The organism is Lacrimispora sphenoides JCM 1415 (assembly GCF_900105615.1).
Lineage (GTDB): Bacteria > Bacillota > Clostridia > Lachnospirales > Lachnospiraceae > Lacrimispora > Lacrimispora sphenoides.
The window spans coordinates 3,559,581-3,571,721 of record NZ_LT630003.1 but is presented as its reverse complement, the minus strand read 5'-3'; the positions used below and the strand labels follow the sequence as shown (position 1 = coordinate 3,571,721).

Below are 12,141 nucleotides of genomic sequence, written 5' to 3'. Positions count from 1 at the left end.
AAAGAGAGGGACAGTAAAACATGGTGAAAAAAGAATATAAATTTTGGTTTGCAACAGGCTCTCAGGATCTTTACGGTGAGGAATGCTTAAGAAATGTTGCGGAGCATTCACGGATCATCACGGAAAGTCTTAACGCATCCGGTGCTCTTCCCTATGAGGTGATTTTAAAACCGGTGCTGATTGATAATACCTCCATACGCAGGCTGTTTCATGAGGCTAACACCGATGAGTCCTGCGCAGGCGTGATTACCTGGATGCATACCTTTTCTCCTGCCAAGTCCTGGATCTTAGGGCTTCAGGAGTACCGGAAGCCTTTGCTTCATCTGCACACCCAGTTTAACCGGGAGATTCCCTATGATACCATTGATATGGATTTCATGAATGAGAACCAGTCGGCCCACGGCGACCGGGAATTCGGGCATATGGTCACCAGAATGGGGATTCCGAGAAAGGTGATCGCAGGCCATTGGGATGATGAAGGAGTCCAGAGGCGGATCGGTTCCTGGATGCGGACTGCGGTGGGAATTATGGAAAGCAGTCATATCCGCGTGGTCCGGGTTGCTGACAATATGAGAAACGTGGCGGTTACTGAAGGAGATAAGGTAGAGGCCCAGATGAAATTCGGTTGGGAGATCGATGCCTATCCAGTCAATGAAATCGCAGATTATGTAAAGGGTGTGGCAGCAGGTGATATCTCTTCCCTGGTGGAGGAATATTACAGCAGATATGAAGTTTTAACGGAAGGCATGGACCATGAGGAGTTTAAGACCCATGTGGCGGTTCAGGCGCAGATCGAGCTTGGCTTTGAACGGTTTTTAAAGGATAAGGATTATCAGGCAATCGTCACTCACTTTGGGGATTTAGGCTCATTAAAGCAGCTTCCCGGCCTTGCCATCCAGCGCCTGATGGAAAAGGGCTATGGCTTCGGGGCGGAAGGAGACTGGAAGACAGCAGCTATGGTGCGCCTGATGAAGATCATGACCGAAGGGGCAAAGGGCGCGAAGGGAACTTCCTTTATGGAGGATTACACCTACAACCTGGTTCCCGGCAAAGAAGGGATCTTACAGGCCCACATGCTGGAGGTTTGCCCCACCATCGCAGATGGAACGGTAGGCATCAGAGTAAATCCGCTGTCCATGGGAGATAGGGAAGCACCTGCACGTCTTGTATTTACTGCAAAGGAAGGAAAGGGGATAGCAACATCCCTGATTGATCTGGGCAGCCGTTTTCGTTTGATCATCAACACTGTAAATTGTAAAAAGACGGAAAAGACCATGCCAAAGCTTCCGGTTGCCACTGCGTTCTGGACGCCTGAGCCAAATCTTACCACAGGAGCGGAGAGCTGGATTTTAGCCGGCGGCGCCCACCATACAGCCTTTACCTATGATTTATCGGCAGAACAGATGGGTGACTGGGCGGAAGCGATGGGAATTGAAGCTGTTTTCATTGATGAAAAAACCACCATCAGAGATTTGAAAAATGAATTGAGATGGAATTCTATGGCATATCGTTAAATAAATAACAGGGGCCGCCCTTTAGGAAAAAGGGCGGACATAATTCAGGAGGGGTTTCAAATGATGGAAAAACAAATAGGGGCAGCGATCCGGGAAGGGAGAACCGCTCTGGGAATAGAGCTTGGCTCCACGCGAATTAAAGCCGTACTGGTAGATGAAGAACATAATCCCATTGCTTCCGGCAGCTATGACTGGGAAAACCAGTATGTAGACGGCGTCTGGACCTATTCCATACCGGATATCTGGGAGGGAGTAAGGGAAAGCTATAAAAACATGGCAGAGGAGGTGAAAGAGCGGTATGGGGAAACTCTTACCACCATTGGAGCCATCTGTTTTTCTGCCATGATGCATGGGTATATGGCATTTGACAAGGAGGGGGAGCTGCTGGTGCCTTTTAGGACCTGGAGAAATACCATGACAGAAGAGGCTTCGGAAAAGCTGACGGAGCTGTTCTCCTTTCAAATCCCACAGAGATGGAGCATTGCCCACCTCTATCAGGCAATCCTTAACCAGGAAGAGCATGTGCCGGAAATTGATTACCTGGTTACCCTGGAAGGCTATGTCCACTGGAAGCTGACGGGAGAGCGGGTCCTTGGCATCGGAGACTGTGCAGGGATGTTTCCCGTGGACTGTGCTGCAAAGGATTTCCATGAGCGCATGATTGAACAGTTTGATGAACTGGTTGCACCCCGTCAGTTCCCCTGGAAGCTCCGGGATATTATGCCAAGGGTGCTGACAGCAGGAGAGAGGGCAGGGACCCTGACCGAGGAAGGGGCACGGCTTCTTGATGCCAGCGGGAATTTAAAGCCTGGAATACCCCTTTGCCCGCCGGAAGGTGATGCCGGGACAGGGATGACGGCTACCAACAGCGTGGCAAGAAGAACCGGCAATGTATCCGCCGGGACCAGTGTGTTCGCCATGGTGGTACTGGAAAAAGAGCTTTCCAGAGTATATCCGGAAATCGATATAGTCACCACTCCAGCCGGTGATGCAGTAGCAATGGTTCACTGCAACAACTGTACCTCAGATTTAAACGCCTGGGTTTCCCTGTTTGAGGAATTTGCGGATGCGGCGGGAATGAAAATAGACAGGAATACCCTGTTTTCCACTCTTTACCAGAAGGCCCTGGAAGGAGATAAAGATGGGGGAGGTATGCTTTCCTACGGCTATTTGTCCGGAGAGCACATCACCCATTTTGAAGAGGGAAGGCCTTTGTTTGTCCGGACACCGGAAAGCCGGTTTAATCTTGCAAACTTTATGAGAGTCCATCTTTATACCGCTTTGGGAGCATTAAAGATGGGAATGGATATCCTCTTTGAGGAAGGAGTCCGGCTTAATGTACTTTTGGGCCATGGAGGACTATTTAAGACTAAAGGAGTGGGACAGCGGATCATGGCTGCCGCCCTGGGCGTTCCGGTTTCCGTCATGGAGACAGCCGGGGAAGGAGGAGCCTGGGGAGCTGCTCTTTTAGCCTCCTACATGCTTAAGAAGGAGGAAGGGGAATCCCTGGATCTTTACCTGGCTGAAAAGGTATTTAAGGATGACGGGGGGACCAGAATGGGGCCTGATCCTGAGGATGAAGCAGGTTTTCAGGCCTTTATGGAACGGTACAGAAATGGACTTTCCATTGAGCGTGCCGCAGTAGATCACTTAAAATAATATGGAAAGCAAAAAGGAGGAAGCTGACATGCTGGAAGAACTTAAAAGGATTGTATACGAGGCAAACATGGAATTGCCCAGAAGAGGACTTATTACTTATACCTGGGGAAATGTCAGCGGAATTGACCGGGAACAGGGGCTTTTCATAATTAAGCCCAGCGGGGTGGATTATGAAGAACTGACGCCAGAGGATATGGTGGTCATGGATCTTGACGGTAATCAGGTGGAAGGAAAGTTAAGGCCTTCCTCTGACACTGCCACCCATCTGGAGCTTTATAAGGCATTTAAGGAAATAGGAGGGATCGTTCATACCCATTCCCCCATGGCTACATCCTGGGCCCAGGCAGGAAGGGCCCTCCCCTGCTATGGAACCACCCATGCAGATTACTTTTACGGGGAAATTCCATGTGCCAGAAATCTCACGGAGAAAGAGACCCGGGACGGGTATGAGAAGAATACGGGAGCAGTGATCATCGAAACCTTTAAGGATAGGAATCCCATGCATGTTCCGGCGGTTTTATGCAAAAACCATGGACCCTTTACCTGGGGAACCGATGCAGCAGCTGCGGTCCACAATGCCGTTGTGTTGGAGGAAATCGCAAAGATGAACCTTATGACGGAACTGTTGAATCCCTCGGTTTTACCGGCGCCCAAATGCATGCAGGATAAACATTTTATGCGCAAACATGGACCGAATGCATATTACGGCCAGAATAAAGAATCATAAGGAGCCCTATATGGCGGAGGACAGCGGAAAAGCAAAGTATTATCTGTTAATGGAAGAACTGAAAAAGGATATTATTTCAGGTAAGAGAAAGCCGGGCGACCGGCTGCCTTCGGAAAATGAACTGTCGGCCTCCTGTCATGTAAGCCGCCACACGGTGAGAAAAGCAATTTCCATTCTGGAACAGGAGGGATTTATTACAGCAGAACATGGCCGGGGAACCTTTGTTTCCAGAAAAGCGGGAGGAAAAAAGGGGTCAGGAAATATCGCGGTGATTACCACCTATTTGTCTGATTATATTTTTCCGCGGCTGATCCAGGGAATTGATCGTGTACTCACGGCAAACGGTTACAGCATTATACTGAAAAATACGGGAAACAGCAGGTTTAAGGAAAGCAGATGTCTGGAAGAGATCCTTGAAAAGGACATTGACGGGCTCATCATAGAGCCAAGCAAAAGTGAGATCATGTGCGGCCACAAGGGGCTTTATGAGAAGTTGGATTTTTACCAGATCCCCTATGTATTCATTCAGGGCTGTTACGCCCACATGATGAACAAACCCCATATCCTGATGGATGACTGTATGGGTGGGTATCTGGTGACAAAGCATCTGATCGAATTAGGGCATAAGCACATCTTGGGGATATTCAAGGCTGATGACAGCCAGGGAAGGGACCGGCACAAAGGCTATGTAAAAGCTCTTCAGGAGGCGGGATTTTCTTATGATCCGGATATGGTTGTCTGGTTCCACACCGAGGACCGTACGTCAAAGCCATCAGGCGCGTTAAGGCTTAAGCTGGAAGAAGGGGTGTTAATTGACGGAATCGTCTGCTACAATGACCAGATTGCCTTTGAGGTCATGAAAACCATTGAAAAGAGCGGGCTTTCCGTGCCAGAGGATATTTCTGTTACAGGCTATGACAATTCCTTTATCGCAGAAAATGGGATTGTGAAGCTGACCACCATCGCCCACCCCCAGGAGCGGCTGGGGGCGATGGCGGCGGAGCTTCTTATAGAAAAGATGAACAATGTTCCCGATGAAGAAAGCAGAGTGGAGCGGATCTTAAAGCCGGAGCTGATAATCCGGGAGTCCTGTAAAGACCGGCGGATTTAAAGGGAGACAGACTTGAGTCTTCCCATGTAAAATACGCATCCCAGGATCAGGGTCCCGGAAAGAAGGAAGAGCAGCTGCATTCCGGTTATGGGAAGTCCCCCTATTTCCAGGGTAGGAAAGACCCTGAGTAGGAAGGCTCCAAGAAGGGTGGAAAGAAAGCCGCAAAGTCCTGCATAGGAGGAATTGGAGCTGACATAAAGCACCCGTTTTTCCGCAGGGGCATAATGATACTGAAGGTTAAAGACGGATATGGCAATGCCTCCCCAGGCAGCACCGGACAATGCCTGCAATATAGGCTGAAGGGTATAGCAGGTTTCCGGGGTCATGAAAAGCCAGCTGGCATGGACAAGTCCCAGCATTCCCATGGAACAGCGGGCTGCCAAAAGCCAGGAAGTAGCATCGGCCAGACGCCCCCAGAGCCAGGCCGCCAATACCCGGACAGTTGAGGAAATGAGGCCTAAAAAGGTAATGTATGTATAATCTAACTTAAGTCCTGTGACCATGTATACGCTGAAAAATGGGCCTGCGATCTGAAGGGCCAGGTTCCAGAACATATAGGTGAGCATGACCTTCTGGTACTCCTTATCGGCCAATGGCTTCCATAATGCATCCTGGAGCTTTTGGCGGTGGGGAAGGCTCTCCGGTTCACTGATAGAGGAGAGACACCAGAAGTCCATACAGGCGACGAAAAAGACTACAGTCCCTACCACCAGAAATCCGGTCTGTTCCATGGAAAAGCTGCGGAACCGGTCCATGACCCATCCCATGGTCAGGCTTAAGATGGTGGAAAAGGCAAAAGCAAAGGAATCCTTTTTTCCCAGATAGTTTCCTCTCATGTGCTGCGGAACGAGCTGTAAGATCCAGTTCCCTGTCCCGGTTCCAATAAAGGCCCCGAAAAAATGAGCGACTCCATAAATAGTGATTGCCGCTGCCAGGCGAAGTCCGGGATCTCTTATAAACAAGGGCACAAAAAAGACAGAAGCCAGAAGGAGCCTGTGAATAAAAGAAAAACTGGAAATCAGGCATTTTTTCCGGCAGAGGCTTTCCAAAAGGATGGAGGAAAACATCTGAAGAGTACAGAGAAGTACCGGGATGGAACCGATGATCCCGTTTATGGAATCCGTGGCTCCCAGTGAATTGGCATAGCCGGAGAGAAATGCTCCGGTGGTCAGTGTAACGATACCATTGGCGCAGCAGCCCTCTGCAATAAAGAGTCTTCTGCCTTTGGTAAAATCTGCTTCTGTCATAGTGGTTCCGCTGAAAAAGGTGCGGGACACTTTTTCTTTTAAGAGTAATACTGCTTCAATCATTGAACTTCCGTGACATAACTGCCACAATCCCCTTTTCTTTTTGTTAGATATCTGATATTCTGTTTTTAAAGGTTTTCCTCTCTCTATATTGCCAGTATAATGGAAGGGATACAAGAGGAAAAAGAAGCGAAAAACTGGAGGATTCCGACCGAGGTGACAGGAGGAAACTATGGAACATTACTTAAATTTAAAGGCCGTACTTCCGGTGAGGGCGTTAAATGCAGGATATCTGGTGACAGGCGGTAAGGGACGCCATGCGGACCGGGTCATGGATTCCTTTGAGATTATCTATGTAAATTCCGGGATCCTGGGGATTGCTGAAGAGGACATAACATATAACGTGGAGGAAGGGGAAGCGCTGATTCTGTTTCCCGGAAGGCATCACTGGGGGACAAGAGAGTTTGAGGAAGATTTGAATTTTTACTGGCTTCATTTTCATCTGGAAGAAGAGGCGGTGAGGATTGGACGGGATATTATGTCCCTGCCTCAGCTTATCCGTATCAGAAAGCCGGAGCAGTTTGAGGAACTTTTCCGCCGCTTTATCAAGCGGCAGGATGTCTTAAGGGGCGACCGGACTATCTTAAACCTGGTGCTTTTAGAATTGCTGTGCGAGCTCAGTGACTCCCTTTCTCCAATGGAGGTGACCGGGCAGAAAGTACTTTTGGCAAACCAGGCGGGACAGTATATCAGGAATCATTTTGAAGAGCCTTTATCCTCCTCCATACTAGCCGACAGACTGGATTGCAGCCCGGATTACCTGGGACGAGTCTATAATGCGGTTTATGGGAAGACACTTACGGAGGGGATCCACGAGGCACGGCTTAATAAGGCGTGCAGAATGCTCATAGAGACAAACCAGACAGGAAATGAAATTGCCTACCAGTGCGGATATCAGGATGTGGATTATTTCAGAAGGATCTTTAAGAGGTATATGGGGATAACGCCAAAGGAATACCGGCAGACTTATCGTTTGGTGGGAAGATAAAAAAAGCGGCAGGGGAGGAATGCTCACCTTGCCGCTTTTCTGTATTCTGCGGGAGAAGTACCGGTTTGTTTTTTAAAGATGCGGCTGAAATATAAGGGATTGTCATAGCCGACAATGCTTCCGATTTCACCGATGCCGTAGTCAGTGCTTTCAAGCAGCTCCTGGGCCTTTTTCACCCGGATGGAGGTTAAGTACCTGCGGGGAGGCATTCCAGTATACTGCTTAAAACTGCGGATAAACCAGCAGGTGCTCATATGCAGCTTTTTTGCATAATGGTCAATTTCGATATCCGTAGATAAGTTCTCGTGAAAATAATGGACCGCTTTTTCCATTTCTTTCTGTATTTCAGTTTTTTGCAATCCCCCTTCCTCCCTTTGCCGCTTTAAAAGCAGGAAAAGCTGCATGAGATGAAGGGCTGCCAATTCCTCGAAACAGGGGCGGGGGAGCTGGAGTTCACGGATTATGGAAAGAAACAATTCCTGGTATTTGGATGAAACACCGGTGTATAGGATTCTGCTATCAAGAAAGCCTGCCTGGGTTATGAAATCTTCGGCTTCTTTACCTGTGAAATGAAGCCAGAATACTTCTGGCTTATCTTCCAGATAATAGGCGTATTTCTGAGGTTCGTCAGGTTTATAAAGTACCATATTTCCGGCAGGGACTTCTACGGTCTCATTTTGGAAGGAAAACCATGCATTTCCTGATGCGACGTATAAAAGCTGATAATCAGGACGTCCCAAAGGCCGTATGGTGGACATGACGGGGTGAGTAATCAGGCGGTAGACGCCGCAGCTGTTTGCCTTAAGAGGAAGAGTGAGGTCCTCCAGTTCGTCGTCCGTCAGATTCATATAGCCGGTGTTGGTGTACATATCTAGTCTCCTTTTTTATTTACGGTAGGAAATGAGTCAATGTTAAGCGGACTTGGCCTTTTCCTTCTCTTTTGACACTCTTCCTTTATTATCATTCTTTGTTGTTATATTGAACACTCCTTTTTCAAAGCAGCTTATGGTATGAGAACGATTTTACCACATATAGGCTCATGTTTTCAACTTGGCTTTATATATAAAGCTAGCGTTCATAACTGGATGAAAGGAAAAGGGATTCTGTCCATGTTTTGATCGTGTCTCTGCAGAAATCTCACTGCCGAATAAAAAACTGATTTAAAAAAGCGGCTGTTGGTGTTTTGGATAATCAGCACTTGGCGAAAGACACAAGTACACAATCCAATCAGCTACCAGTTATAGAAAAAGATTTCAATGATAAATCTTATTATTATAATTTGTATATGGAGTGTTATCTTGAATAAGTGATGGAACACCTTGATAAAAATAGAGAAGATTAGGGTTTTATATGCATTTTGATATGGGGCTGTATTTTTGATTGTCTGGAGAAATTCAGAAGCTATTAATTGAAATTTTAGGTTGAGTCAGCAGGGTATATAATAATAAACCCCGCTGACTTAGCTGTAATGATTAAACATTGCTCTGACTTTTTAATATACAGATTTTTGGTACATATTCACTTTATCAATTTGGTATTTGAAGAAAATGGATAGGCTAGATGTGATTAATTAATGCGGTGAGAGATTATGCGATGTGAACATTAACAGCCTGAAGACCACGATTTCCTGTGGTTGTTTCAAAAACAACTGACTGGCCATCTTCTAATGATTTATAACCTTCCATAGCAAGACCGGAGAAATGAACGAATATATCATTACCCTCTTCATCGCAAATAAAACCAAACCCCTTTTGTGCATTAAACCATTTTACTGTACCTTTTTTCATGAAAGATACCTCCTTAAAATTATATTGTATTCTTCTTAAAATTAAAAATCGCATATACTTGTAAATCATCAATAGAATAATGACTTACAAATATATGCGAAATCAAAACTTTATTTTAAATACTGACCTAGTGTAACACGGTATTACAAAGAAGTCAAGCGAAAGATTATTAAGAATGGGAGGATAGATTGGGAAAATCTTCAAATGAGAGCCGGGGGCTTGGCATAGTTAATGACTCGAACGGTTTCATTTTTACTGATAAAATGGCAGCGCCAAATAACTACTTCGTTGCGTTGATGAAGTTATTGGAGGAAGATATGGCTGGGGCCGTATTTTTGATTACATCTGAGTAGCCTGGGAAGATTATCCAGCAGTGCAGATGTCAATTTATGATTTTCCAGAGTATATGCCGTAAAAAAGGTAGCAGCCGGCAAGACCGGAGAGTCATGTCGGCTAAGTGAAAGGTTATAAAGACTTTGTCTTTATGGCCATAGTATAGCATCATATTCTTAAATAAATCTGAAATAAGAGTAATTCAATGAAAAAGGAAGGAGCCGGAAAGATCATAAATCCTACCGGCTGTATGAAAAAAAGTTTTATCTAAAGGTTATTGGCCTCTTAACAGTTATTAATATACCAGGAAATTGTGACGGGATTTTGATGAATTTGTGAAGAGTTTGTGAAAAGGAGAATAGGATGGCGGAAATTAAAATTGAAGCAGGGCACGGGGGTGATGGCTATGAGTGTCCTGGGTGCGGGGATGATAAAATTGAGCTTGGTCTGAGCTTTTGCCAGGAGTGTGACGAACAGACTGAAAAGAGGAACAAGGTGTTCCCAGAATGGATTTTGGTGGAAGAGGCTCAGGTAGAAGAAAAAAAGTATTGTGATTTAGGGTACTGGACGGAGAAAATGGTATGGAATGCGGTGGGGCGTTGGGTCACAGAGAAAGAATACCTGGATATCATCGGAAAAGAATATGAAAAGTAGAAAGAATGAGGCATGGTCCTTTGTTAGAAATCATAAAGTATATGGACAGGCATTGGGTATAATGGCTATTTTTAATTATATCCGCTTTATTGGGTTGGAGGTATCGAAGGATTGCTAAGAAACAAGCCGAGGAAGGCATAATAAATAAAGCACTCCATGACGGAATGCAAGCGCTGCTTAGAGATAGAATAATCGGTGTATACAATCATTACCAGGATAAAAGATTTCGTCTCATTTATACCAAAGAGAATGTAAAGCGGATGTACGATGCCTATCATGACCTGGGTGGGAATGATGTAGCAACGAGACTTAAAGACAATTTATTATCCATGCCGGAGGAACCGGAAGAAAGAGAGGATTAATTATGGAACAGATTATGAATTATGTCAAACCGGAACTGATCGTAGTGGCAGTAGTTCTGTACTTTTTAGGACAGGCGATTAAAAAGAGCCAGACCATCAAAGATAAGTATATCCCCCTCATCAATGGGGCTGTGGGCATTGTGTTGTGTGGTATATACGTTTTGGGCACAAGTAGCTACCAGACCGGGCAGGAAATTGCTATGGCGATATTTACGGCCATTACGCAGGGTGTTCTGGTTGCCGGATTGAGTACATATGTAGATCAGATTATTAAGCAGTCTAGAAAAACTGAATAATTATTGTGAAATCTAACTTTTAGGCCTGGGATTATACTGGGCCTTTTCTTATGAAATGGGGGAATGGTATGCAGATCAAAAAATTGCTTTCATTGTGATCCATTATGTAGGAACCCTGGGAGGGGCAGAAGCAAACTGCAAGTATTACGCCTCCCAATACATTTGGGCCAGAGCTCACTATTATGTTGGATTTGATGGGGAAGTCTGGCAGTCCGTTGAGATAAAGGATATTGTATGGCATTGTGGGGCAAAATCATACGTCCACCCGGAATGCAGGAATCAGAATAGTATTGGTGGCCGTAGAGCTGACTAAGGATCTGATGGCGAAATATAGCATTCCTGTGGACAGAGTGGTCCGCCATCATGATGACATTACAGTATCCAGGATTGGCGGAATAGGGTCCCAAAGGAATTTGTAAGATATTATTAATCGTATATGCTCAAGTTGGAACATATAATTATACTGGCAGGTACATACTGCTGGCAATCGTGTATAGGATGGTAGGCCTCGATTCTACATAGAATGGAGGTGTTGCTCATGAAGTATTTTGATTTTAAGGACTTAATGTCTTTTGGCGCGTTCTTTCTGGCACTGCTGACATTCGTCTTAAAGATGTGTCGCTAAATACTAAAACCTTCCCTGTACTTTGGCCGGTTGGGAAGGTTTTGCTTTTCTAATTAGCCAACCACCCTGTGGCGATTGCCTTTTTTATTATATTATACATACTGTTAAAATATTACAAGTACAGGATACTTTCATCAACAAATTGCTGCGGGTATCCGAAATTTCGGACCAGCCTATACAAAAAGTAGATTATATCATTATCTGACTGCATTTTGACTGCATCGTAATAAGTTTCTAATTTATCAATTTCAATATCTGCATAACCTAAATGAGTGTATGTGCCAAGTGTAGTCCGGATGTCAGGATGTCCAAGGAGGTATTGCGCCTGCTTAATATCTACTCCTGCTTTATATAAGTCGCTAGCGTAGGTGTGGCGAAAAATATGGGGGGTTATGTCATTGGCCAAACTGGGTGGAAACAGGAGGGCGGTGGTTGGCGCTTCTACAATGGCGATACCGGCCAGCCGATCCAGAATGATTGGCATCAGGATCAGGACAAGTGGTATTGGTTTGACACTCTGATCGCTGAATCCGGAAAGGTTTATTGCCTGGACGGTGAAGGTAAAATGGTTGTGGAGCCGGTGACGCTCACACCGGACAAGGACGGGGCGCTACGATAGCCGGGATTGGCAGAGTAAAGTATAGGCAGGTTCGAGTATTTGAGGTCCATAAAAAGATTGTACCTTCTTAAGTGTAGCATACTCTTTTTTTTATAATATAATGGAATATGACTGTTGGAACAAATATTATTTTATCTGTCTATATAAATATATGGAGGT

14 protein-coding genes are annotated in these 12,141 nt (G+C 45.5%); 10 read left to right on the top strand and 4 right to left on the bottom strand.

Going from position 1 to position 12,141, the window contains the following annotated elements:
- Positions 1-20: 20 nt before the first annotated feature.
- The 4 genes from araA to BMX69_RS16185 are packed head-to-tail and all read left to right on the top strand — an operon-like array spanning position 21 to position 5,011.
- Complete coding sequence (gene araA, locus BMX69_RS16200; RefSeq protein WP_100042920.1) at positions 21-1,514, top strand: L-arabinose isomerase; 1,494 nt, start codon at positions 21-23, stop codon at positions 1,512-1,514.
- A 60-nt stretch (positions 1,515-1,574) separates the two neighbouring features.
- Positions 1,575-3,173, top strand: a complete 1,599-nt coding sequence (locus tag BMX69_RS16195; RefSeq protein WP_100042919.1) for a xylulokinase — start codon at positions 1,575-1,577, stop codon at positions 3,171-3,173.
- A 28-nt stretch (positions 3,174-3,201) separates the two neighbouring features.
- Positions 3,202-3,900, top strand: a complete 699-nt coding sequence (locus BMX69_RS16190; RefSeq protein ID WP_054790058.1) for an L-ribulose-5-phosphate 4-epimerase — start codon at positions 3,202-3,204, stop codon at positions 3,898-3,900.
- 10 nt (positions 3,901-3,910) lie between these two features.
- Entirely contained in the window at positions 3,911-5,011 is a 1,101-nt protein-coding gene (locus BMX69_RS16185; protein WP_100042918.1) for a GntR family transcriptional regulator, read from the top strand.
- Here BMX69_RS16185 and BMX69_RS16180 read toward each other — a convergent pair.
- Positions 5,008-6,321 (bottom strand): MFS transporter, encoded by a 1,314-nt coding sequence (locus BMX69_RS16180; RefSeq protein ID WP_100042917.1) that lies wholly within the window; start codon positions 6,319-6,321, stop codon positions 5,008-5,010. The genes BMX69_RS16185 and BMX69_RS16180 overlap by 4 nt on opposite strands.
- A 169-nt stretch (positions 6,322-6,490) precedes the next feature.
- Between BMX69_RS16180 and BMX69_RS16175 the strand changes: the two genes are divergently transcribed.
- Entirely contained in the window at positions 6,491-7,306 is an 816-nt protein-coding gene (locus tag BMX69_RS16175) for a helix-turn-helix transcriptional regulator (RefSeq protein ID WP_025229897.1), read from the top strand.
- 23 nt (positions 7,307-7,329) lie between these two features.
- Here BMX69_RS16175 and BMX69_RS16170 read toward each other — a convergent pair whose 3' ends face one another.
- Both BMX69_RS16170 and BMX69_RS16165 read right to left on the bottom strand, forming a co-directional pair.
- Positions 7,330-8,175 carry an AraC family transcriptional regulator gene (locus tag BMX69_RS16170; RefSeq protein WP_100042916.1) on the bottom strand — a complete coding sequence of 282 codons (846 nt, stop codon included), beginning with the start codon at positions 8,173-8,175 and terminating at the stop codon, positions 7,330-7,332.
- A gap of 717 nt (positions 8,176-8,892) precedes the next feature.
- Positions 8,893-9,093, bottom strand: coding sequence for a cold-shock protein (locus BMX69_RS16165; protein ID WP_025229895.1), 201 nt, complete (start codon positions 9,091-9,093; stop codon positions 8,893-8,895).
- Positions 9,094-9,281: 188 nt separating this feature from the next.
- On the opposite strand from BMX69_RS16165, the gene BMX69_RS24175 reads away from it, so the two are divergent.
- From BMX69_RS24175 to BMX69_RS16145, 5 genes are all read left to right on the top strand, one after another.
- On the top strand, positions 9,282-9,446 hold the full coding sequence (locus BMX69_RS24175; RefSeq protein WP_157724429.1) for a hypothetical protein: 165 nt from the start codon (positions 9,282-9,284) through the stop codon (positions 9,444-9,446).
- A gap of 343 nt (positions 9,447-9,789) precedes the next feature.
- Positions 9,790-10,080: an XkdX family protein gene (locus BMX69_RS16160; protein WP_100042915.1), complete on the top strand. Its 291-nt coding sequence runs from the start codon at positions 9,790-9,792 to the stop codon at positions 10,078-10,080.
- Between the two features lie 164 nt (positions 10,081-10,244).
- Positions 10,245-10,442: a hypothetical protein gene (locus BMX69_RS24725; RefSeq protein WP_242941278.1), complete on the top strand. Its 198-nt coding sequence runs from the start codon at positions 10,245-10,247 to the stop codon at positions 10,440-10,442.
- A 2-nt stretch (positions 10,443-10,444) separates the two neighbouring features.
- Entirely contained in the window at positions 10,445-10,738 is a 294-nt protein-coding gene (locus tag BMX69_RS16150; RefSeq protein WP_025229889.1) for a phage holin family protein, read from the top strand.
- Positions 10,739-10,793: 55 nt separating this feature from the next.
- Complete coding sequence (locus BMX69_RS16145; protein ID WP_242941277.1) at positions 10,794-11,051, top strand: peptidoglycan recognition protein family protein; 258 nt, start codon at positions 10,794-10,796, stop codon at positions 11,049-11,051.
- A gap of 424 nt (positions 11,052-11,475) precedes the next feature.
- On the opposite strand, the gene BMX69_RS16140 is transcribed toward BMX69_RS16145, so the two are convergent.
- On the bottom strand, positions 11,476-11,847 hold the full coding sequence (locus BMX69_RS16140) for a tyrosine-type recombinase/integrase (protein ID WP_100042914.1): 372 nt from the start codon (positions 11,845-11,847) through the stop codon (positions 11,476-11,478).
- Positions 11,848-12,141: the final 294 nt, after the last annotated feature.

Bases quoted from the DNA above. Each gene is read 5' to 3' on its own strand.
- araA (WP_100042920.1), top strand. From the start codon at position 21: ATGGTGAAAAAAGAATATAAATTTTGGTTTGCAACAGGCTCTCAGGAT.
- BMX69_RS16195 (WP_100042919.1), top strand. From the start codon at position 1,575: ATGATGGAAAAACAAATAGGGGCAGCGATCCGGGAAGGGAGAACCGCT.
- BMX69_RS16190 (WP_054790058.1), top strand. From the start codon at position 3,202: ATGCTGGAAGAACTTAAAAGGATTGTATACGAGGCAAACATGGAATTG.
- BMX69_RS16185 (WP_100042918.1), top strand. From the start codon at position 3,911: ATGGCGGAGGACAGCGGAAAAGCAAAGTATTATCTGTTAATGGAAGAA.
- BMX69_RS16180 (WP_100042917.1), bottom strand. From the start codon at position 6,321: ATGATTGAAGCAGTATTACTCTTAAAAGAAAAAGTGTCCCGCACCTTT.
- BMX69_RS16175 (WP_025229897.1), top strand. From the start codon at position 6,491: ATGGAACATTACTTAAATTTAAAGGCCGTACTTCCGGTGAGGGCGTTA.
- BMX69_RS16170 (WP_100042916.1), bottom strand. From the start codon at position 8,175: ATGTACACCAACACCGGCTATATGAATCTGACGGACGACGAACTGGAG.
- BMX69_RS16165 (WP_025229895.1), bottom strand. From the start codon at position 9,093: ATGAAAAAAGGTACAGTAAAATGGTTTAATGCACAAAAGGGGTTTGGT.
- BMX69_RS16160 (WP_100042915.1), top strand. From the start codon at position 9,790: ATGGCGGAAATTAAAATTGAAGCAGGGCACGGGGGTGATGGCTATGAG.
- BMX69_RS24725 (WP_242941278.1), top strand. From the start codon at position 10,245: ATGCAAGCGCTGCTTAGAGATAGAATAATCGGTGTATACAATCATTAC.
- BMX69_RS16150 (WP_025229889.1), top strand. From the start codon at position 10,445: ATGGAACAGATTATGAATTATGTCAAACCGGAACTGATCGTAGTGGCA.
- BMX69_RS16145 (WP_242941277.1), top strand. From the start codon at position 10,794: ATGGGGGAATGGTATGCAGATCAAAAAATTGCTTTCATTGTGATCCAT.
- BMX69_RS16140 (WP_100042914.1), bottom strand. From the start codon at position 11,847: ATGCCAATCATTCTGGATCGGCTGGCCGGTATCGCCATTGTAGAAGCG.